The organism is Halovenus aranensis, from assembly GCF_900100385.1.
GTDB lineage: Archaea > Halobacteriota > Halobacteria > Halobacteriales > Haloarculaceae > Halovenus > Halovenus aranensis.
Genome location: NZ_FNFC01000006.1, coordinates 122,562 through 139,419 on the forward strand (window position 1 = coordinate 122,562; position 16,858 = coordinate 139,419).

General features: G+C 58.7%; 21 protein-coding genes. 13 read left to right on the forward strand and 8 right to left on the reverse strand.

Going from position 1 to position 16,858, the window contains the following annotated elements:
- Nucleotides 1-14: 14 nt before the first annotated feature.
- The 5 genes from BLR34_RS07750 to BLR34_RS07770 are packed head-to-tail and all read left to right on the forward strand — an operon-like array spanning nt 15 to nt 3,764.
- Nucleotides 15-1,559: an LVIVD repeat-containing protein gene (locus BLR34_RS07750; protein WP_092701621.1), complete on the forward strand. Its 1,545-nt coding sequence runs from the start codon at nt 15-17 to the stop codon at nt 1,557-1,559.
- 41 nt (nt 1,560-1,600) lie between these two features.
- The gene (locus BLR34_RS07755) at nt 1,601-1,987 is read left to right on the forward strand and encodes a RidA family protein (RefSeq protein ID WP_092701624.1); all 387 of its coding nucleotides are present in this window, start codon (nt 1,601-1,603) and stop codon (nt 1,985-1,987) included.
- Nucleotides 1,988-2,037: 50 nt separating this feature from the next.
- Nucleotides 2,038-2,565: a Holliday junction resolvase Hjc gene (hjc, locus tag BLR34_RS07760; RefSeq protein ID WP_092701627.1), complete on the forward strand. Its 528-nt coding sequence runs from the start codon at nt 2,038-2,040 to the stop codon at nt 2,563-2,565.
- 50 nt (nt 2,566-2,615) lie between these two features.
- Nucleotides 2,616-3,191, forward strand: a complete 576-nt coding sequence (locus tag BLR34_RS07765; RefSeq protein WP_092701630.1) for a DUF7978 family protein — start codon at nt 2,616-2,618, stop codon at nt 3,189-3,191.
- 48 nt (nt 3,192-3,239) lie between these two features.
- A complete protein-coding gene (locus BLR34_RS07770; protein WP_092701633.1) occupies nt 3,240-3,764 on the forward strand; it encodes a DUF7472 family protein in 525 nt (174 codons plus the stop codon).
- Nucleotides 3,765-3,769: 5 nt separating this feature from the next.
- Here BLR34_RS07770 and priL read toward each other — a convergent pair whose 3' ends face one another.
- From priL to BLR34_RS07790, 4 genes are all read right to left on the reverse strand, one after another.
- Nucleotides 3,770-4,837 carry a DNA primase regulatory subunit PriL gene (gene priL / locus BLR34_RS07775; RefSeq protein WP_092701636.1) on the reverse strand — a complete coding sequence of 356 codons (1,068 nt, stop codon included), beginning with the start codon at nt 4,835-4,837 and terminating at the stop codon, nt 3,770-3,772.
- Between the two features lie 39 nt (nt 4,838-4,876).
- The gene (locus BLR34_RS07780; protein ID WP_092701640.1) at nt 4,877-5,446 is read right to left on the reverse strand and encodes a cell division protein CdpA domain-containing protein; all 570 of its coding nucleotides are present in this window, start codon (nt 5,444-5,446) and stop codon (nt 4,877-4,879) included.
- Between the two features lie 58 nt (nt 5,447-5,504).
- Nucleotides 5,505-6,764: a Glu/Leu/Phe/Val family dehydrogenase gene (locus BLR34_RS07785; RefSeq protein WP_092701643.1), complete on the reverse strand. Its 1,260-nt coding sequence runs from the start codon at nt 6,762-6,764 to the stop codon at nt 5,505-5,507.
- Between the two features lie 155 nt (nt 6,765-6,919).
- Nucleotides 6,920-7,666 (reverse strand): DNA polymerase sliding clamp, encoded by a 747-nt coding sequence (locus tag BLR34_RS07790; RefSeq protein ID WP_092701826.1) that lies wholly within the window; start codon nt 7,664-7,666, stop codon nt 6,920-6,922.
- A 101-nt stretch (nt 7,667-7,767) separates the two neighbouring features.
- On the opposite strand from BLR34_RS07790, the gene BLR34_RS07795 reads away from it, so the two are divergent.
- The 4 genes from BLR34_RS07795 (at nt 7,768) to BLR34_RS07810 (ending at nt 10,328) form a co-directional block, all read left to right on the forward strand.
- Nucleotides 7,768-8,574: an alpha/beta fold hydrolase gene (locus BLR34_RS07795; protein WP_092701646.1), complete on the forward strand. Its 807-nt coding sequence runs from the start codon at nt 7,768-7,770 to the stop codon at nt 8,572-8,574.
- Nucleotides 8,575-8,595: 21 nt separating this feature from the next.
- Nucleotides 8,596-9,153 (forward strand): response regulator transcription factor, encoded by a 558-nt coding sequence (locus BLR34_RS07800; protein ID WP_092701649.1) that lies wholly within the window; start codon nt 8,596-8,598, stop codon nt 9,151-9,153.
- 191 nt (nt 9,154-9,344) lie between these two features.
- Complete coding sequence (locus BLR34_RS07805) at nt 9,345-9,908, forward strand: type IV pilin domain-containing protein (protein WP_092701652.1); 564 nt, start codon at nt 9,345-9,347, stop codon at nt 9,906-9,908.
- A 111-nt stretch (nt 9,909-10,019) separates the two neighbouring features.
- Complete coding sequence (locus BLR34_RS07810) at nt 10,020-10,328, forward strand: DUF7968 family protein (protein ID WP_092701655.1); 309 nt, start codon at nt 10,020-10,022, stop codon at nt 10,326-10,328.
- Here BLR34_RS07810 and BLR34_RS07815 read toward each other — a convergent pair whose 3' ends face one another.
- A complete protein-coding gene (locus BLR34_RS07815) occupies nt 10,329-10,547 on the reverse strand; it encodes a hypothetical protein (RefSeq protein ID WP_143414140.1) in 219 nt (72 codons plus the stop codon).
- 156 nt (nt 10,548-10,703) lie between these two features.
- Between BLR34_RS07815 and BLR34_RS07820 the strand changes: the two genes are divergently transcribed.
- From BLR34_RS07820 to BLR34_RS16620, 3 genes are all read left to right on the forward strand, one after another.
- Entirely contained in the window at nt 10,704-12,224 is a 1,521-nt protein-coding gene (locus tag BLR34_RS07820; RefSeq protein WP_092701661.1) for an aldehyde dehydrogenase family protein, read from the forward strand.
- A 53-nt stretch (nt 12,225-12,277) separates the two neighbouring features.
- Nucleotides 12,278-12,556, forward strand: coding sequence for a DUF8101 family protein (locus BLR34_RS07825; protein WP_092701664.1), 279 nt, complete (start codon nt 12,278-12,280; stop codon nt 12,554-12,556).
- 283 nt (nt 12,557-12,839) lie between these two features.
- Nucleotides 12,840-14,264 carry a hypothetical protein gene (locus BLR34_RS16620; protein WP_143414141.1) on the forward strand — a complete coding sequence of 475 codons (1,425 nt, stop codon included), beginning with the start codon at nt 12,840-12,842 and terminating at the stop codon, nt 14,262-14,264.
- An 81-nt stretch (nt 14,265-14,345) separates the two neighbouring features.
- Here the strand turns inward: BLR34_RS16620 and BLR34_RS07830 are convergent, their stop codons facing one another.
- The 3 genes from BLR34_RS07830 to BLR34_RS17575 form a co-directional block, all read right to left on the reverse strand.
- Nucleotides 14,346-15,278 carry a tyrosine-type recombinase/integrase gene (locus tag BLR34_RS07830; RefSeq protein ID WP_092701667.1) on the reverse strand — a complete coding sequence of 311 codons (933 nt, stop codon included), beginning with the start codon at nt 15,276-15,278 and terminating at the stop codon, nt 14,346-14,348.
- On the reverse strand, nt 15,278-15,742 hold the full coding sequence (locus tag BLR34_RS17230; RefSeq protein ID WP_218120865.1) for a hypothetical protein: 465 nt from the start codon (nt 15,740-15,742) through the stop codon (nt 15,278-15,280). Before BLR34_RS17230 ends, BLR34_RS07830 begins: the two co-directional genes overlap by 1 nt.
- Nucleotides 15,743-16,020: 278 nt before the next feature.
- Complete coding sequence (locus tag BLR34_RS17575; RefSeq protein WP_368086078.1) at nt 16,021-16,395, reverse strand: hypothetical protein; 375 nt, start codon at nt 16,393-16,395, stop codon at nt 16,021-16,023.
- A gap of 34 nt (nt 16,396-16,429) precedes the next feature.
- Between BLR34_RS17575 and BLR34_RS17580 the strand changes: the two genes are divergently transcribed.
- A complete protein-coding gene (locus BLR34_RS17580) occupies nt 16,430-16,747 on the forward strand; it encodes a CPBP family intramembrane glutamic endopeptidase (RefSeq protein ID WP_368086079.1) in 318 nt (105 codons plus the stop codon).
- Nucleotides 16,748-16,858: the final 111 nt, after the last annotated feature.

Here is a 16,858-nt window from a genome sequence, read left to right on the forward strand (position 1 = left end):
CGCCAGGTTCCTGTATGAGACGCCGACAGGTCCTCCGTGCAGGTGGCGCTGCTCTGACTCTCCCCCTCCTCGGGACGCAAGCGACGGCGCGGTCGTCCGGCCAGAGCGACGAGAGCGGGTACGAACCACTCGGCAGCGTCGAAATAGACAGCGCATTCGAGGCCGCCGTCCACCACGACGGTGAAATCGCGTACGTCGCCGCCGACGACGGCCTCGTCTCGGTAGACATTTCCGAGCCAGAGAACCCGTCGACACTCGCACAGCGTCGCGACATCGACACCGGAGGGGAAGACATGGACCTCGCCTGGGACCTCTGGCCCGACGGTGACCGGCTTGTTCTTGCCGGTCCGGCGAATCCGGTCCCCAACACAGCACAAGGGTTTGCCCTGTTCGATATCAGTGACCCCGAAGCGCCCGAACAGGTCGCCTGGCACTCGACTGACTTCTACATCCACAACGGCTTTTTCGCCGGCGACACGGTCTATCTCACCGCGAGTGGCACGCGCGAGTATCCCATCGTCATGGTCGACGTGAGCGACGACGAGCCCGAAGAGGTCGGTCGCTGGTCGTTCGTCGATGCAAAGCCGGAGTGGCTCGATGTTTCGCTCGGTTCGCGTGTCCTCCACGATGTCTACGTCCAAGACGACATCGCGTACCTGCCTTACTGGGATGCAGGAACGGTAATCGCCGACGTGAGTGACCCCACAGACCCCACGTTTCTGTCTCGGGTCGGGGACTTCGAACGCGAGGAACTCGCTGACCTCTCACGGCGAGAGTCGCGCCGTGAGTACTTCACACCGGCAGGAAACGACCACTACACCGTCGTCAACGAGGACGCTACCAGACTCCTCGTCGGCAAAGAGGCGTGGGCGATTCCCGACTCGGAATCCGAGGGTGGCACGACGGGCGGTCCCGGAGGTATCACCATCTGGGACATCGAGGACCACGAGTCGCCCGAACGCCTCGGACGAATCTCGCCACCGGAGTCGGACGATAACACGCAGAGTGGCTACTTCACGACCGCACACAACTGTGACATCGCTGGTGACCGCGTCTACGCCTCGTGGTATTTCGGGGGCGTTACGGTGCACGATATCAGTGACCCCGCTGAGCCGGACCAGCTTGCCTGGTGGCGAAATCCACGCGAGGCGAGTTTCTGGACCGCACAGAGTGCCGTCCCCGGCGAGACGTTCGTCGCCGCCAGCGCGGACCTCTCGGAGACGTCTTTCGGCGGCAAAGAGGCGACGCCTGCGCTGTATGTCTTCCCCGACGAGGAAGGCACCCAGGAAGACGCGCCCGGTCTGATACAGAACGGCTCCGAGACGCCGACGCCGACACCGACACCGACGCCGACACAGACGCCGACCGAGACACCGACGCCATCCCCGACACAGACCGCGACGGAGACGCCCGAGCCGACGGCAACCGGGACACAGACTGGGACTGACACTCCCGAGAGCTCCGACGGCGACGGAGCCGGATTCGGTATTTTCAGTGCACTGACAGGACTCGGCGGTGCGATGTACGCTCTGCGGAGACGAACCGAGCGAGACGAATAACGCCGCCGTAGCTTTTTATCTGGTCGACTGGTGCCTGCTGTATGGACAGACAACGCATCAGTTCAGGAACCGAGTGGGAACGCGAGGTCGGCTATTCGCGGGCGGTTCGGACCGGTAATACGGTCCACGTCTCAGGAACGACGGCGACCGAAGACGACTCTGTCGTCGGCGAGGGCGACCCGTACCGACAGACGACACGGGCAATCGAGAACATCGCCGATGCACTCGATGAGGCGGGTGCCGACCTCGACGACGTGGTTCGGACCCGTCTCTATGTCGTGGATATCGACGACTGGGACGAAATCGGGCGCGCCCACCGAGAGGCGTTTTCGACTGCCAGGCCCGCGGCAACGATGGTCCAAGTCGAGCGCCTCATCGACCCGGCGATGCTCGTCGAAATCGAGGCCGAGGCGCGCGTCGAAGACTGACCGCGACAGAACAGGACGCTTTTTTCATTCCTCGGTCCGGAGTCCGAGCCATGTCAAACGCCAAGGGCGACCGCCGGGAGCGGGAGCTCGTGAACTTGCTCGACGACGCCGGCTTCGCGGTGATGCGCGCGCCGGCAAGCGGCAGCGCGACGACCCGAGAGTTACCGGATGTCCTCGCCGGTGACGGGTCGAAGTTCTATGCCATCGAGGCCAAGTCGTCGGCCGGCGACCCCATTTATCTCGACGGTGAGGAGGTGTACGCGCTGGTCTATTTCTCGCGTAACTTCGGTGCTAAACCCCGCATCGGCGTCCGATTCGACCGCGAGGACTGGTATTTCTTTCACCCGGACGACCTCTACCAGACCGATGGCGGCAACTACCGCGTCAAAAAGGAGAAAGCACTGGCCGAGGGGACCGACTTCGACGAGCTGGCTGGCCACTCGGAGAAACGCACCCTGGACGACATCGGCGACGAGGACGAACAAGAGACAGACGAAACGAAAGACGTCCGCCGCGTCCTCGAAGCGGTCGACCGCGGTGACTTGGGTGTCGAAGACGGTGTCGAGATGCTTCGCTGACCCGCCGGATTTCGCCGGACGTTTTTAGCTCTGGCTCGAACGGCAGAACGATGAGCGAGCAGTCAGAGTCCGGCCTCGACAAGTTGCCTGTCGTCGATAGCTCTGTCCATGGCGTCACAGCCTACGCAGGCGGGTATCTGGCGACGCTGCTGTTGTTCCTCGTCTTCGAGGGCGAGCGATTCATCGGCGATGTCGTCGAAGGCGCGGGCTGGCTATTCTACAACGCACAGTTTGTCCCGGTCGAACAGCGCGCGTCGCTGGCCGGTCCGGTCGTCGAAGACCTCGCCTCGATAAACTATCTCACCGGGCAGGGGCTCGATGCGGCGGCTACCTCCTCGGTCGTCGTCCCGGCCGTCGTTTATCACGCGATTCCGGTCGTCGCGTACGTCGTTGCCGGGGCCGCGCTGGTGCAGTCTGCCGGTGTACAGACGCCGAGAACAGGCGCCAAACTCGGCGCGTCGATGGTGCTCGGGACAATCATTCTTGCCGTCGGCGGGACGTTCATCTTCGAGGCGGCGGGCCAGATTGGCCCGAACAGACTCTACGGCGTCCTGCTGGTCGGAGTTGCCTACCCGGGAATCTGTGGCGCTATCGGTGGCGTCCTGGGCGTCACGGTCGATGCGTAAGGCGAGCGCTTCGAAGCCCTTTTGACCGTTCCTGTGAAATCCGCGAGCATGGACCTCGACCGGAAGACGGTCGTGCAGATTGTCGTTTCAGTCGTCGCTGTGGCGCTGTTCATCACCGGACTGGTGGTGGTGACAGGCGCCTACGGCGAGACTGAGACAGTCGGCCCCGACGACGAAGAGGGACAGCTCGATGGGCAGCTCTCCGGTGACTTCGACGGCCAGTTCGAGGTAGCTGACGACGGCACCGCGAGCGGCGGCTTCAGCGGAACATACGACAACAGTATCGAGGCCCCGATTGACGGCCAGGTGAACGGCACCGTCGAGGACGGCGTCTTTACCGGCACCCTCGACGGCTCGATGAGCGGTGCAATCGACGGCAACGTCACCGGCGAGATGAACGGTACGGTTGACGACGGTTCTTTCGATGGCACGCTCGTCGGAACTGCCGAGGGCGAAACCCGGACGACACTATCCGGTAACGGTGGCCTTGCCCTCATTACGCTCATCGTTGGGTACATTATCTTTCTCCCGGTGATGGGATACGCTATCGAGCGCCACGACTTCGAGGAGTAACTGCTCTAGGACTCTCCTGCCTGTGCTTCGCGCCAGTCGACGAGTTCGTCTTCGTCGGCATCGTCGAGTTTTGCCTCGTAGTAGGCCATCGGATGGGCAATCGTCTCACAGAGGTCGTCCATGTTGACACAGTCGCCGTACGACTGCATGGTCGCACACGACGGCGTCGAGTACTCTGTCGGACTCGTGTCGCCACGGATGTGGTCGACCTGATACCGCGTTGCCTCCTCGCCAAAGCCTGGGTTGACCTGGAATAGGTCGACGATTTCGTCGGTCGTCATCCCGATACTGGTGAGAAACGAGGCGATAGCGAACCGCGAGTGGTGTTCGAGATGTTCGCCCTTCTGGACATCGTCGAGGAGTGCACGCATACACGGTGGAAACAGCTCTGGCACCACCGTATCGATGTCCCGCATCAGGTCGAGGTCTGCGAGCGCCTCGTTGACTCGTCTGACCGCACCGTCGAGTTCGGCGGCAATTTCGTCGGGAACTGCCAGTGGCAGCCCGGCGTCGATTCGCTGTTTCACTGCCTGTCGAATCAACACGAGCAACTCGGTGGATTCGAGTGTTACCTCGCCGTCTGACAGCTTCCTGTTGACGAGACGCCACTCGTCACCGCGCTTGTCTGCGGCGAGGTCGAGATAGGTCCCCACGTCGACGGCGTACCCCGCCGGCGTCTCCCGGACGGCCCCTTCGATATCGAACTCGCTGAGAAGCGTCTCGACTGTGAGTTGCTCGCGCTGCGTGCTCTTTAGCTCGACAGACTGTGTGCGGTCGTACTCCAGTCGCTCCTGTGCGGTCCTGGCTTCCGCGTTCGCGTATTTTCGTGTCAACGCGTGTTCGTCGACGAGCGAGACGATGACCCTTGCGACCGGATACGAGAGTAACTCGACGCGGTCTCGACGGTGGGGTTCGCCCACGACACCCTCATCCAGGGCCGTCTCGATGCGTTCGATTGCCCGCTCGACGACTGTCTCGTCTGTCTGGACAATCTCGACGATAGCCACGTCCATCGCCTCGACTGCTTCCCGCGCTGATTGCAAAAACGGATAGCGCGCGTGAAGCTGTTTCATCGTCTCCCACTTGCGACCGCCGGTGGAAAAAGTCGACGGTCACCGGTCTTCGATTTCCTCGATGAGCTGGTCGGCGGTCCCGCCATCGTTGACGAGACTGTCGTACTGCTCGTCGGTCACTCTGACAGTCTTGGTCTCTCCTTGTCGGACCACTTCGAGTTTGACCGTCCCCTGCGGATTGTTCCGGAGCCGGAATGTCGCGATGGCTCTGAACACGAACCATAGCGCGACCGCACACCCGACGCCGTAAAGCATTGCTGTCTCGAACGCGAGTGGCTCCGCGGTCCGTGTCCAGCGCTCGGGATACGCGTATCTAAAAAGGAATACGCCGAGACTCGCCGTCACGGTCCCGAGGACGACACCGAGACGCGTCCGGCGACTGGCCGGAAGAACGACGACAACGCCGAGCAAGAGGGCAGGGATACCGAGGCCTGCGACGGTGCCGGCAAACCGTTTGGCGTCGATGCCGTCGCCGTTGAACCAGACCACCCCCATCGCGACGAGAAGCGCGAGGATACCGGTTCCGACGAGCGCGACTCCAACCGCTGTCCGTCGTGGGTCGCGCGCGCCGGACTGCGTGCGGCTGTAGGCCTCGTCGAGGCTCGTCATAGCGACAGCTACGATATCCTGCCACAAAACGATACGTCAGACAGGCGCAAGACAGCAGTCAGGGGAACAGACCGCGGTGCTCGTGGGCCGTCGCCTGGCTGTCGAGCGCGATAGTGTAGGCCGCGGTCCGCAGGTCGGGCGTCTCGTACTCGTCGTAGGCTTCCATCATGTTCTCGAAGGCCTCGGTCATACGGCGTTCCAGGTCGGCGTTGACCTCCTCGAGCGTCCAGCGGTACTCCTGGGTGTTCTGGACCCATTCGAGATACGAGACGATGACACCGCCGGAGTTCGCGAGGATGTCCGGCACCGTCGGGATGTCACGCTCGGCGAGTACGTCGTCGGCCTCTGGAGTCGTTGGCCCGTTGGCGGCCTCGACGATGATGTCGGCCCGGACTTCCTCGGCAACATCGGACGTGATGACGTGACTGACCGCTGCGGGAATCAGCACATCGACATCGAGACGGAGCAGTTCGTCGTTCGTAATCGGGTCCACGTCGCCGTCGTAATCGGCTATCTGGCCGCCGGACTCGATGAGTTCCGCGACCTCGCGCGTGTCGATACCCTTGGGATTGTAGATGCCGCCGGTCACGTCGCTGGTGGCGACGACGTTCGCGCCGCGCTCGGCCAGCAGTCGACCCGCCCAGGAGCCGACGTTGCCGAATCCCTGGATGGCGACCGTCGCGTCCTCGGCGGAGCGACCGTAGTATTCGAGAATCTGCTCGGTCGTATTCGCGACGCCCCGACCGGTTGCCTCGACACGTCCGGGGGTGCCACCGAGGTCGATTGGTTTACCAGTGACCGATTCTGGGATAGTGTGGCCCTCGTAAACAGAGTAGGTGTCCATCATCCACGCCATCTCGCGCGGGCCGGTGTTCATATCCGGTGCAGGGATATCGACTTTCGGGCCAATCATCCGACGGATTCCCTCTGTGTATCGCCGTGTGACGCGTTTCATCTCGTCCCGGCTGAGGTCCTTGGGGTTACAGACGACGCCACCCTTGGCACCACCATACGGCAACTGGACGAGCGCGGTCTTCGAGGACATCAACCCCGCGAGCGCGATAACTTCGTCCATCGAGACACTCGGGTGGTACCGGACACCGCCTTTGTAGGGGCCGCGCGCGCCGCTAAACTGGCATCGGTATCCCTTGAAAATCTCTTCTTCGCCGTTGTCCCGCAGAACCGGCAGCGACACTTCGAGCGTTCGTTCTGGGTGTTTCAGTCGTTTAAAGACGTTCTCGGTGACATTGGCGTACTCCTGTGCACGCTTCATCTGCGTGCGCATATTTTCGAGAGTACTCGGACCTTCGTCTGACATGTGCCTCCAAGGTCTGTTCTCGGGGGTCTTATATGCGTGCCCTTTGACTCTGTAATGTGATATAGTCACATACTACCTGTTATCGACAGCGCTGGAAAAAACACGGAGACAGCAGCAGTCTGCGGACGTTCGTTGGGAGAGAGGCGACGCGGCCGCTAGTTGCTTTGGATACGGGGCGCGAGCATGTAGGTCACCGCGCCTTCACCCTCTGCGATATCGAAGTGGAGTTTGACGGGGAACTCTTCGCCGAGTTCCATCGTGACCTCTGTATCCTTCGGGATGGCCTTGTTCATGTTTTTGAGATATTCGAGCGAGAACAGCGAGGAGGCGGGACCACTCACGAGGTCGATGAGGTCGTCGTTGTCGAGTTCGAGGTGTACGTCGTCGGTGTCGCCCTCTGCGGCGACATAGAAGACATCTTCGGCGTCGTCGAGACCCAGCTCGATGTGGTCGCTGACCATGTCGGCCGCCTTGACGGCTCGGTCGATATCTCTGCCTTCGATGACGATGTTCGCCGGTAGGTCGAGGTCCTCGGGTAGGTCGGGTTCTTCACGGATTGATTCCGGGTCGAGCAGTCCGAGCGTATACTCTAGGCCGTCGATAGAGATATGGAGTTTGCGGGTCTCCTCGTCGAGCTCCAGGTGGACGAGCTGGTCACCGCTTGCCATCCCAGCGATATCCTGAAGGCGAACTAGATCGACGCCGATGAGTCCCTCGTCGACGTCGAAGGACTCGAAGGCCTCGGCATCCAGCGAGAGGTCGACCATCCCCACGTTCGCGGGGTCGACCGCACGGATTTCGAGTCCCGCGTCGTCGAAGTGAATCTTGCACTCGTCGACGAGTACTCCCACGGAGTCGAGCGTCGCCTGTAACGTATCTGCACGCACGATGGCGTTGAACATCTTGGGCTGGACTACGTCGGCATCCATTAAAAAGACACTCCATTGCAGTTGCCGACGCCCTCGGGGATACGACAAAGTACCTCGCCTCAATACCCTTTGCCATGGAACGAGTCACACACGACGGGAGAGAGACTGCATATCGACTGACGCGACCCGACGGGTCCGGGCCGACCGCGCTCTACGTTCACGGCAGTGGCGCTACTCATCGCCTCTGGGCACGCCAGTACGCCCCCGATGGCCCGACTCATCCCGCCGTTGCACTCGACCTGAGCGGCCACGGCGAGTCCGAGGATATCGACACAGAGCCCGGCCCGGAGACGCTGGCCGCATATGCGGCCGATGTCGTCGCAGTCGCGCGCGCGACTGAGGCGGACATTCTCGTCGGGAACTCTCTCGGCGGGGCGGTGGTTTTTCGGGTGCTTTTGGAGAGTTCGTTCGACCCCGAGGCGGTCGTCTTCGCCGGCTCGGGGGCCAAACTCGCTGTCGCAGAGGAGCTACGGACGGCCCTGGCCGAGAATTTCGAGGGTGCCGTCGACACGCTCCATCGTCCGTCGATGCTGTTTGCCGGCTCGGATTCGGCTCCCCTCGCCAAATCGAGAGACACGATGCAGGATGTCGGTAAACACGTTACGCGGCGGGACTTTCTGACGTGTCACTCCTTCGATGTGCGCGACCGACTCACCGAAATCCACGTTCCGGCACTCGCCGTCGTCGGCGACGGGGACGGACTCACACCGCCGGCGTACCACGAGTACTTGGCGAAGAATATGCCCGACTGCGACCAGCGCACTATCGAGGGTGCGGGACACCTCGCGATGCTCGAACGACCCAGCGGGTTCAACGACGTGCTCGGGGCATTCTTCACGGGAGATGACAAAGAGCCACAAGAATCGGATAGTTATAATTAGCTGTATCATCAAAGACGTACTGTGACGGAGAGGACGGACCGCCCTCGGATACTGATAGCCGACGACGAGGAACGGGTGGCCAAGACCTATGAGCTCAGGCTCAGCCGCGAGTACGACACCGCCGTCGTACTCAGCGGCGAGGAGGCACTACAGGAGATTGACGACTCGTTCAACGTCGTTTTGCTCGACCGTCGGATGCCTGACCTGTCGGGGGACAGAGTGCTCGAAGAGATACGGCGGCGCGGTATCGACTGTCGCGTCGTCATGGTAACGGCCGTCGACCCGGACTTCGATATTACCGAGATGGACGTCGACGACTACGTCGTCAAGCCCGTCAACAAAGACGAACTCCACGAGGTCGTCGAGCGCGCGATGACGATTTCGGAGTACAACGCCCAGGTACAGGAACTCAGCGCCCTCAAACTCAAACGGAACGTCCTAGAAGTCGAGATGGCCCGTACCGAACTCGAAGACTCGCCGGAGTACCAGACACTCACAGAGCAAATTGACGAATTAGAGTCGAACATCGACGAGTTCGAAGAAACCCTCGACCTCGACCAGGTCGACCTCCACCTTTGACCCACTCCCGTCTGTCGATACTCTCTGATTACCGGTCGTTTTCAAGCACTGGAATCGGAGCGAATACTTAATACGTCCCGGTATTGTATAGAACCTATAAGCGCAACGAGATGGGTCTGCTGTCTGTAATAGACACACCGCTTTCTGTCAGGGAACAGGCAGTGCCCGACCGTTGTGCACAGAACTAAACCATGCAACTGAAGCAACTCTTCAACGAAGACGACGCAGTAAGTCCGGTCATCGGCGTGATTCTGATGGTCGCCATTACGGTCATTCTGGCGGCTGTCATCGCGACGTTCGTGCTGGGCTTGGGAGAACAGGTCAGCGACACAGCACCGCAGGCGAGCTTTAATTTCGATTATAACGAGACGCAGCCTGAGGCAGGTGCACAAGACTCATTCAACGTATTTGTTAAAGATACTGGGGGCACTCCCAGCAACCCAGCTGGTAATGTAAGTAAATCCTCAGTAGAGGGCACACTGAACATACAACACTCGAATGGCCCCAACATTGATTTAGAACTACTGGGGGCTACTGGTAGCAGTGCACAACTCCTAGACGGCAGTGGTAATGAAGTCGGTAATTTACCAGATTACAGCGGCTTCGACAACTCCACGCTCAGCGGTGATACGATAAGCGCCGGCCAGAGTGTCGACATCTTCATCGCGGACGATGACACTATCACGCTCGTCTGGACGAGCGACGACGGCAGTACCTCTGCAACACTCCAGACGTTCGAAGGCCCGGACGCGTAGATAGCTGACCTAATTCTTCTCTCTCACTCATTCTGCCAGTGACGACGCTCGCGTGAGCGCATCACGCACGTGCGCGGAACATCTATACTTTCGGCTGTCGAACGTACGTCTATGACAGAGACAGCTACTCACGTCGTACTCTCGTATCCCGCCGACCTCTCGGACTGGGGCCGAGACATCGTCGAGGATACGCCGTTCAAGACCTACCTCCCGAAAGCACACGACACTGCAGAGGCAGGCGAGACGTGGGAGGAGTTCGTCGGCGTCGGCTGTTGTGGCAGTGCGCTCGACGTACCAATCCGCGTCGAGTCGGTGGCGGGCGGGTCCCGGCTTACCGAGGAGACGCGCATCGAGTTCACCGTGCGAGAGGCGTGTGACCTCGACGGCGGCTGGGCCGTCCAGAGCGCCGGGACTCCGTAGTCACTCCCGGTGCTGGGATTCGAGTTCCTCCGCTCGCTCCTCCAGGTCTGTCAGTTCCTGCTCGGCTCTGGCCGTGTCCATCCCGTGTGCCTGCATGACCGAAGCGTCCATCTCTGAGGGAACAAATTGGCTTTCCTCGTCTGCCGTCTCTGACCCGCCGTCTTGTTCGGCGTCGCCGAGGAGACGCGATAGCCAGCGGAGCAGCCTCATCGTCCGCATGCTGTGTCCTCCTCGCTCATTAAATTGTGTGCGTACCGATTGGGTGCGCTTGAATTCCTTCATTTGGCCACGGCAGCACATAGAGAGTATGTGCCACACAGGCACGGAAGATTGGTTCTATGGGGTTTTTAACTGATGCACGTGATAGAGATAGATATGTCCGAGCCACACAAACACTACATCGACGGTGAATGGGTAGAGGGAGACGGTGACGAGACGTTCAAAAGCTACAGCCCGGCAAACGGCGAGGAACTCGGCGAGTTCCAGCGCGCCACAGAGTCGGATGTCGACCGCGCGATGGCGGCTGCCGACGAGGCGTTCGAAGAGTGGCGCGAACTGTCGCGCATCGACCGCGCGGAGTACCTCTGGGACGTCTATCACGAACTCAAAGACCGCCACGAAGAGCTCGGCGAAGTCGTCACGAAAGAGTGCGGGAAAGAAATTTCTGAGGGGAAAGCCGACGTGACCGAGGCCTGGCACATGGTCGAGTGGGCCGCCGGCGACGCGCGCCATCCCAAGGGCGACATCGTTCCGAGCGAGGTTCCAGAGAAAGACGCGTACATGCGCCGGAAGCCACGCGGTGTCACCGGCTGTATCACGCCGTGGAACTTCCCGGTCGCTATCCCGTTTTGGCACATGGCTGTTGCGCTGGTCGAAGGGAACACCGTCGTCTGGAAGCCCGCCGAACAGACGCCGCTGTGTGGCCAGATTATCGCCGAGATGATGGTCGACGCCGGCATCCCCGACGGCGTCTTCAACATGGTCCAAGGGTTCGGTGACGCTGGCGGGGCCATCGTCGACGACGACCGCGTCGACACCGTCCTCTTCACCGGCTCGGCCGAGGTTGGCCACGAAGTCGCACAGAAGTGCGCCGAAGACCCCGGCAAGCGGGCCGCCTGTGAGATGGGAGGTAAGAACGGCATCGTCATCACCGAAGAAGCAGACCTCGATATCGCCGTTCACGCCGCCGTCATGAGTTCCTTCAAGACGACCGGCCAGCGCTGTGTCTCCAGCGAGCGCCTCATCGTTCACTCTGACGTGTACGACGAATTCAAGGAGCGCTACGTCGAGGTAGCCGAGAATATCGCTGTCGGTGACCCGCTCGACGAGGACACCTTCATGGGCCCCCTCATCGAGGAAGAGCACTTCGAGAAGGTCAAAAACTACAACGAACTCGCCGAAACCGAGGGCGTCAACGTGCTCGTCGACCGGACGCACCTCGACGACGAGGAGATTCCGGACGGGCACGAGGACGGCCACTGGGTCGGACCGTTCGTCTACGAAGCTGACCCCGACGAGGACCTGCGCTGTACTCACGAGGAGGTCTTCGGTCCTCACGTCGCGCTGCTCGAATACGACGGCGACATCGACCGCGCGCTCGAAATCCATAACGACACGGACTACGGGCTCGCCGGTGCGGTCATCTCTGAGGACTACCGTCAGGTGAACCGCTACCGCGACCAGGCTGAAGTCGGCCTCGCGTACGGGAACCTCCCCTGTATCGGTGCCGAGGTCCAGCTGCCCTTCGGCGGTGTCAAAAAATCCGGCAACGGCTACCCCTCGGCCCGCGAGGTCATCGAGGCCGTCACTGACCGGAGTGCCTGGACGCTCAACAACTCCAAGGACATCGAGATGGCACAGGGGCTGTCGGCCGACATCAAGACCAAAGACGACTAACCAGACGCCGGCCTGCGGCATACTTTTTTACAGATGCCAACACAAGCGAAACCGTGAGTCACGACTCGCCTCCTGACGTGACGGCGGTGCTCGGGCAGTTGCTCTCTGCGGGCCAACAGGCGGCCGAAGACGGTGATACTGAGACGGCGCTGAGTACTGTCGAATCCGCCGAGCGAGTCATCTCGAACAAGGTGCCCAACGAACACGAGCGCAAACGCCTCCTGCACGGCTGTCAGCGAGTCAGAGCACATCTCGGACCGGACGGAACTGGGGACGGTGCAGTCGCTGCGGAGTATCTCGCCGCGATGGAGCGACAGGTCGGCGAGGAGTAACTGCTTTCAGGCTCGCAAAGCAACGCCCCGATGGCCGATGACGAAGCACACTGTTCCGAGAGTATCTCGATGACGAACCCTATGAGTGCCGAGGCCTTCGACTGTGGGACCGTCATTCGTCCCACAACTTCCAGAAATCAACTTAGAGTGGTTCTATATTCCATTCTGTCGATGAATGTTTAGACGACCTCGCAAAACTGGTACCACTCTTACGGAACGGCCGCGCTGTTCTTTTGATCTCCCTTACATCTATGAACGTTGCGCTGATACTGCCCGGTAATCAATGAGACGACGTGATTTTCTGCGGACTGGAACCGGCGTTGGCCTCACCATTACGATCGCTGGCTGTAACACATCTTCGGACGACTCACAAGAGAATGACCCGGACACCTCGACACCTGGTTCAGACGGCACAACTGAAGCAGATACTGATACGACTGGTGAAGACAGCCAAGAAGACGAGCAGCAAACTGAAGCCGACCCAGAAAACGCAGTAAGATACTTCTTCGAAGACGAAACCGGCGCACTCGGCCACCTGGGAGACGACGAAACACCGGAAAACTACGACCACATCATAACCAATTCTACGACAGAATCCGAGTACCAGGAAATGCAGAGAAACGACCGTGCCTACGCCGAAGATGCAGCCTCAAGCCAGACAGCACCAAACGGACAAGGTCTGAATATGTCTGTCGACGAAATGATCGCACGGGCAGAAGAAATCTACAACAACCCAGAACAACATATCGATACATTAGGATACGAAGACCTGAACTTTGCCGAAGAAGACGATGAAATAGTATTCACACGAGCACTAATCAAAGCATCACAAGAAGCAGGTGTGTCTAGTTCAGCAGCCGCAGACTGGATAGTGTCAAATATTGCTGAAGAGGCTGTAAACCAAATAAACCCGGATTTTTCAGACTTTAAACTATCCAGTATATTTGCATCCGAGCCTGTAAGCCCCAATAGTACAGGAGGTATAGGAGGAGCAGAAAGAGAAAACGAATGGGGACAGACCTACATAAACTCTGGTTTTCGGCACATACCTGCACTCCTTCAATATGAGAGAAACGGAGAAGCAAATGTAAAATATGTAGAACAGACAAACTCCGTAAATGTTGACATCTTCAGAAGAGTAATCAGAGATCCAGAATCCTCACTCTACCGTTCAAGTTTGGATCAAGATACAGTAAATGTTTCAAGAGATTCGGAATCAGGTGAGTCGGGGAATATGTTCCCGGAACACTATGTCACCGCTCTAGACTATACTAAAGCACGAGAACTCGAGTCCGAAGATATCTTGGGGCTAACTGAAAATGATGCAGGTGTAGTTAATGCTGTCGGAGATTGGGTAGGGGTAGCATTATTCCAAATGGTGGATGATATGGGTATCACAGGCTATGACAATAACCCTGATCGAGACAACACCAATATTGGCGCAGCACTTGACGGCACTCTAGTTTCAGACAGCTTTGGCCAGGCACTTGAAGAGTTTGTAACAGATCCAACTCCAGAAAAAAGAGAATATATCAAAAATATCTCTAGAGGACTATATCAAATCCAACAAGAACAAGGATGGGAAGCAACAGTAGCTTTAGAGGGAACACTAGAAGACCCAGAAATTCTACCTACAAATCAGGCTACTATCAATGCTGTCAGAGGGGATCAAGCCTACGACCAAGTAAGAGAAAGAGTTGCGGGCTAATTTTGATCGCATCCTCCTAGCTGCCTCTCTTCTCTACAATCACGTGGAAGAAACTGGGAGAAAGACCGCAATCAATCCAGATCAGAGTCCAAGCGGTTTGATACAGTCCAGATACTCGTCCCGTGCTTCGTTTCTATCGACCCGAGTGTAGATGTCCATCGTCTCGCTCTCCGCATCCCCACGAATGTACTGGAGGACGTGCTGTTTCATCCCCTGATTCCGCATCAGCGTCGTGAACACGGTTCGAAACGTATGCGGCGTGAACTTCTTGTGGAACCGATCCTCGCCATTCTCCATGATGCCCTCTTCGACTGCCGCATCACGTACTGCTCGTTGAATCACCGTTTTCGTCAACCGGTCGTCACGGATGCTCACGAACAAGTAGTCCAAGTCCGTGTCCCGTCGAATCAGCTTGAACCGCTTGATCGTCCGAATCGTCTCTCGATCAATCGGCACCACCGTCTGCTTCCCTCCCTTCCGCTCACGCAGTCGGACGAAACCGCCGTCGAGCATCAGGTCGTCCATCTTGATCTCTAATGCTTCTTCCAACCGGCACCCGGTCTTCGCCAGTAGGACAGCGACGGCCTTGTTCCGCGGATTCGGAATCGCCTTCACGATCTTCTTCGCGTTCTCCCACGTCGCACAGTCCGGTCGCTCTCGGATCTGCTTCGGTATCTCCTCCAAGACGACACCAGCCGGATTGCCTGTAATCTCTTCGAACCGTGGGCGTTTCATCGCGTAGCTGAAAAACGCCGACAGTGATTCGAGGTACCGCCGTTTTGTGTTCTGACTCACATCGCGGTCGTCCAAGATACGCAGGTACTCCTCGATATGCCGCACCTCCGTCTCCGCAGGCGAAAGGTCGGGGAAGTGCTCGTGGTAGTACCGCTTCAACACACGGCTGTAGGAGTTCAAGGTTCGTGGACTGCGGCCAGTCGTCTGCTTCTGCTTGATGAAGTCGTTGATCGCGTCGTGCTTGTTCTCGTAGACCGTCTCGTACCAGTCATCGGCCATCACTCCTCACCTCCAGCAAGTCGCCAGCCGTGACCGTGCTCGAACTCGACCTCCTCACGAGCAGCCAAGAAATACAGTTCGTCCTCGATTGGCTCTCGCAGTAGTTCGTCGACCGTGTCACTCTCGACGACCTTCTGTAAGACCTCGTCGAACGTCTGGTACTCCTCAGTGAGGAACTGTTTCAGGAACGCCGAATCGTCAATCGTCACCGAGTCACGATTCTGTTGCTTTGCCTGCGCCAAACGGTCCTCCAACTCCTCGATTTTCTTCTTGAGTCGCTGGACTTCTTGATCGCTGCCTTGGGGCGCGAGGAACCCTTCGTCCCTGATCGCCCGGGCTTCCTGGATAAGTTCGTGCAGGTACTTACTAGTACTCTTATAATTTTTCTCGTCCGCTTCTTCCTGCCACCTTTCCTTGTGGCTCATCGGTGCATAGATTTTCACCAGTCCGGTGTCTTGCGACATACCCATATTCTCTTTCCAGCCAGTCATCTAACGATACCTCCGTTGCTCTGTGCATCATAGCCATAACACTCAAATTTTATATAATTAGTACTAACCGGAGCTTCCGTGAGTGCCGAGGCCACCGGTTTACCGGTAAACCGCTATTGTGAACAATTACACACGTCACTGCTGCCGTTTCGACGTATCCAAGCACCGGGTCTAGCAGCCACCCTATATTTATATCCTACAACTATATGGTAAAATATATACATGGGATTTCTCCAGAGACTCGTAGACAATCAGACCATCATCCACGAGACGATGGCGGTTTCACTCCGGCGAAGCCGGGCAGCCGGACCCAGGTCGAATCTCGCTGGAATCGCAGGGCTCGGAGCCGCGTGGTACGTACTCCCGGGCGTATTGATGCTCCCGTTCATGCTCGTCTGGGGAATGGAGAGGTGGCAGTACGACACGGTGGTGACGTGGGCCCATCTCGTCTCGACGGTCATTCTCATCGCCTGGTATCTTCGCATTACTGATGCAGCGCTTCGAGAGTTTCTCCCGAAGCAAATACAGTGGGCAGAGGTAGCGAGCGGTGTCGTCACGGGAACGGCGCTTGCTGCTCTTTCCGGGTTGCTGTGGGGGGTGCGTCTCGGCGACGGCGTGACAATCATCGCGTTACGATTCGACCCCGCCGTGGATATCGCTGTGATTGCACTCTTCGTCGGAGCAGTGGTACTGACACCACTTGTTCAGGAGGCGTTTTTTCGTGGTGTCTTGCAGGACCACGCCGAAAACGCGCTGTCACCGGAGAGGGCGATTCTCGTTTCCGGGACAGCGTTTGCTTTGCTGTATAGCCTCTTGTTTTATATTGGGAACGCTGCGTCGATGGCCGTGACGGTGGTATTTCTGCTCCCACAGGGGTGTCTGCTCGGTTATCTCTACCAGCACCACGGCACGATAGTAGCACCGGCAATCGCACAGACGATGGTCAATCTGTACGCCTTTCGCTATCCGCTGGTGTGAGTGAATCGACGGAGACAGCCACTTCGCCTTGTCTTGTGCGGAATTTTCAACCACTGGGAGTGCACAGCGGGTATAATAACACCGGGGTCGGTACCTGTGGCTACGACGTTT

Bases quoted from the DNA above. Each gene is read 5' to 3' on its own strand.
- BLR34_RS07815 (WP_143414140.1), bottom strand. From the start codon at position 10,547: ATGCGGACGATGAGGCTGCTCCGCTGGCTATCGCGTCTCCTCGGCGAC.
- BLR34_RS17230 (WP_218120865.1), bottom strand. From the start codon at position 15,742: ATGTCGCAAGACACCGGACTGGTGAAAATCTATGCACCGATGAGCCAC.
- BLR34_RS07820 (WP_092701661.1), top strand. From the start codon at position 10,704: ATGTCCGAGCCACACAAACACTACATCGACGGTGAATGGGTAGAGGGA.
- BLR34_RS07750 (WP_092701621.1), top strand. From the start codon at position 15: ATGAGACGCCGACAGGTCCTCCGTGCAGGTGGCGCTGCTCTGACTCTC.
- priL (WP_092701636.1), bottom strand. From the start codon at position 4,837: ATGAAACAGCTTCACGCGCGCTATCCGTTTTTGCAATCAGCGCGGGAA.
- BLR34_RS07785 (WP_092701643.1), bottom strand. From the start codon at position 6,764: ATGTCAGACGAAGGTCCGAGTACTCTCGAAAATATGCGCACGCAGATG.
- BLR34_RS07790 (WP_092701826.1), bottom strand. From the start codon at position 7,666: ATGTTCAACGCCATCGTGCGTGCAGATACGTTACAGGCGACGCTCGAC.
- BLR34_RS16620 (WP_143414141.1), top strand. From the start codon at position 12,840: ATGAGACGACGTGATTTTCTGCGGACTGGAACCGGCGTTGGCCTCACC.
- BLR34_RS07770 (WP_092701633.1), top strand. From the start codon at position 3,240: ATGGACCTCGACCGGAAGACGGTCGTGCAGATTGTCGTTTCAGTCGTC.
- BLR34_RS07805 (WP_092701652.1), top strand. From the start codon at position 9,345: ATGCAACTGAAGCAACTCTTCAACGAAGACGACGCAGTAAGTCCGGTC.
- BLR34_RS07795 (WP_092701646.1), top strand. From the start codon at position 7,768: ATGGAACGAGTCACACACGACGGGAGAGAGACTGCATATCGACTGACG.
- hjc (WP_092701627.1), top strand. From the start codon at position 2,038: ATGTCAAACGCCAAGGGCGACCGCCGGGAGCGGGAGCTCGTGAACTTG.
- BLR34_RS07830 (WP_092701667.1), bottom strand. From the start codon at position 15,278: ATGGCCGATGACTGGTACGAGACGGTCTACGAGAACAAGCACGACGCG.
- BLR34_RS07755 (WP_092701624.1), top strand. From the start codon at position 1,601: ATGGACAGACAACGCATCAGTTCAGGAACCGAGTGGGAACGCGAGGTC.
- BLR34_RS07780 (WP_092701640.1), bottom strand. From the start codon at position 5,446: ATGACGAGCCTCGACGAGGCCTACAGCCGCACGCAGTCCGGCGCGCGC.
- BLR34_RS07765 (WP_092701630.1), top strand. From the start codon at position 2,616: ATGAGCGAGCAGTCAGAGTCCGGCCTCGACAAGTTGCCTGTCGTCGAT.
- BLR34_RS17575 (WP_368086078.1), bottom strand. From the start codon at position 16,395: ATGATTGTCACGCCGTCGCCGAGACGCACCCCCCACAGCAACCCGGAA.
- BLR34_RS07810 (WP_092701655.1), top strand. From the start codon at position 10,020: ATGACAGAGACAGCTACTCACGTCGTACTCTCGTATCCCGCCGACCTC.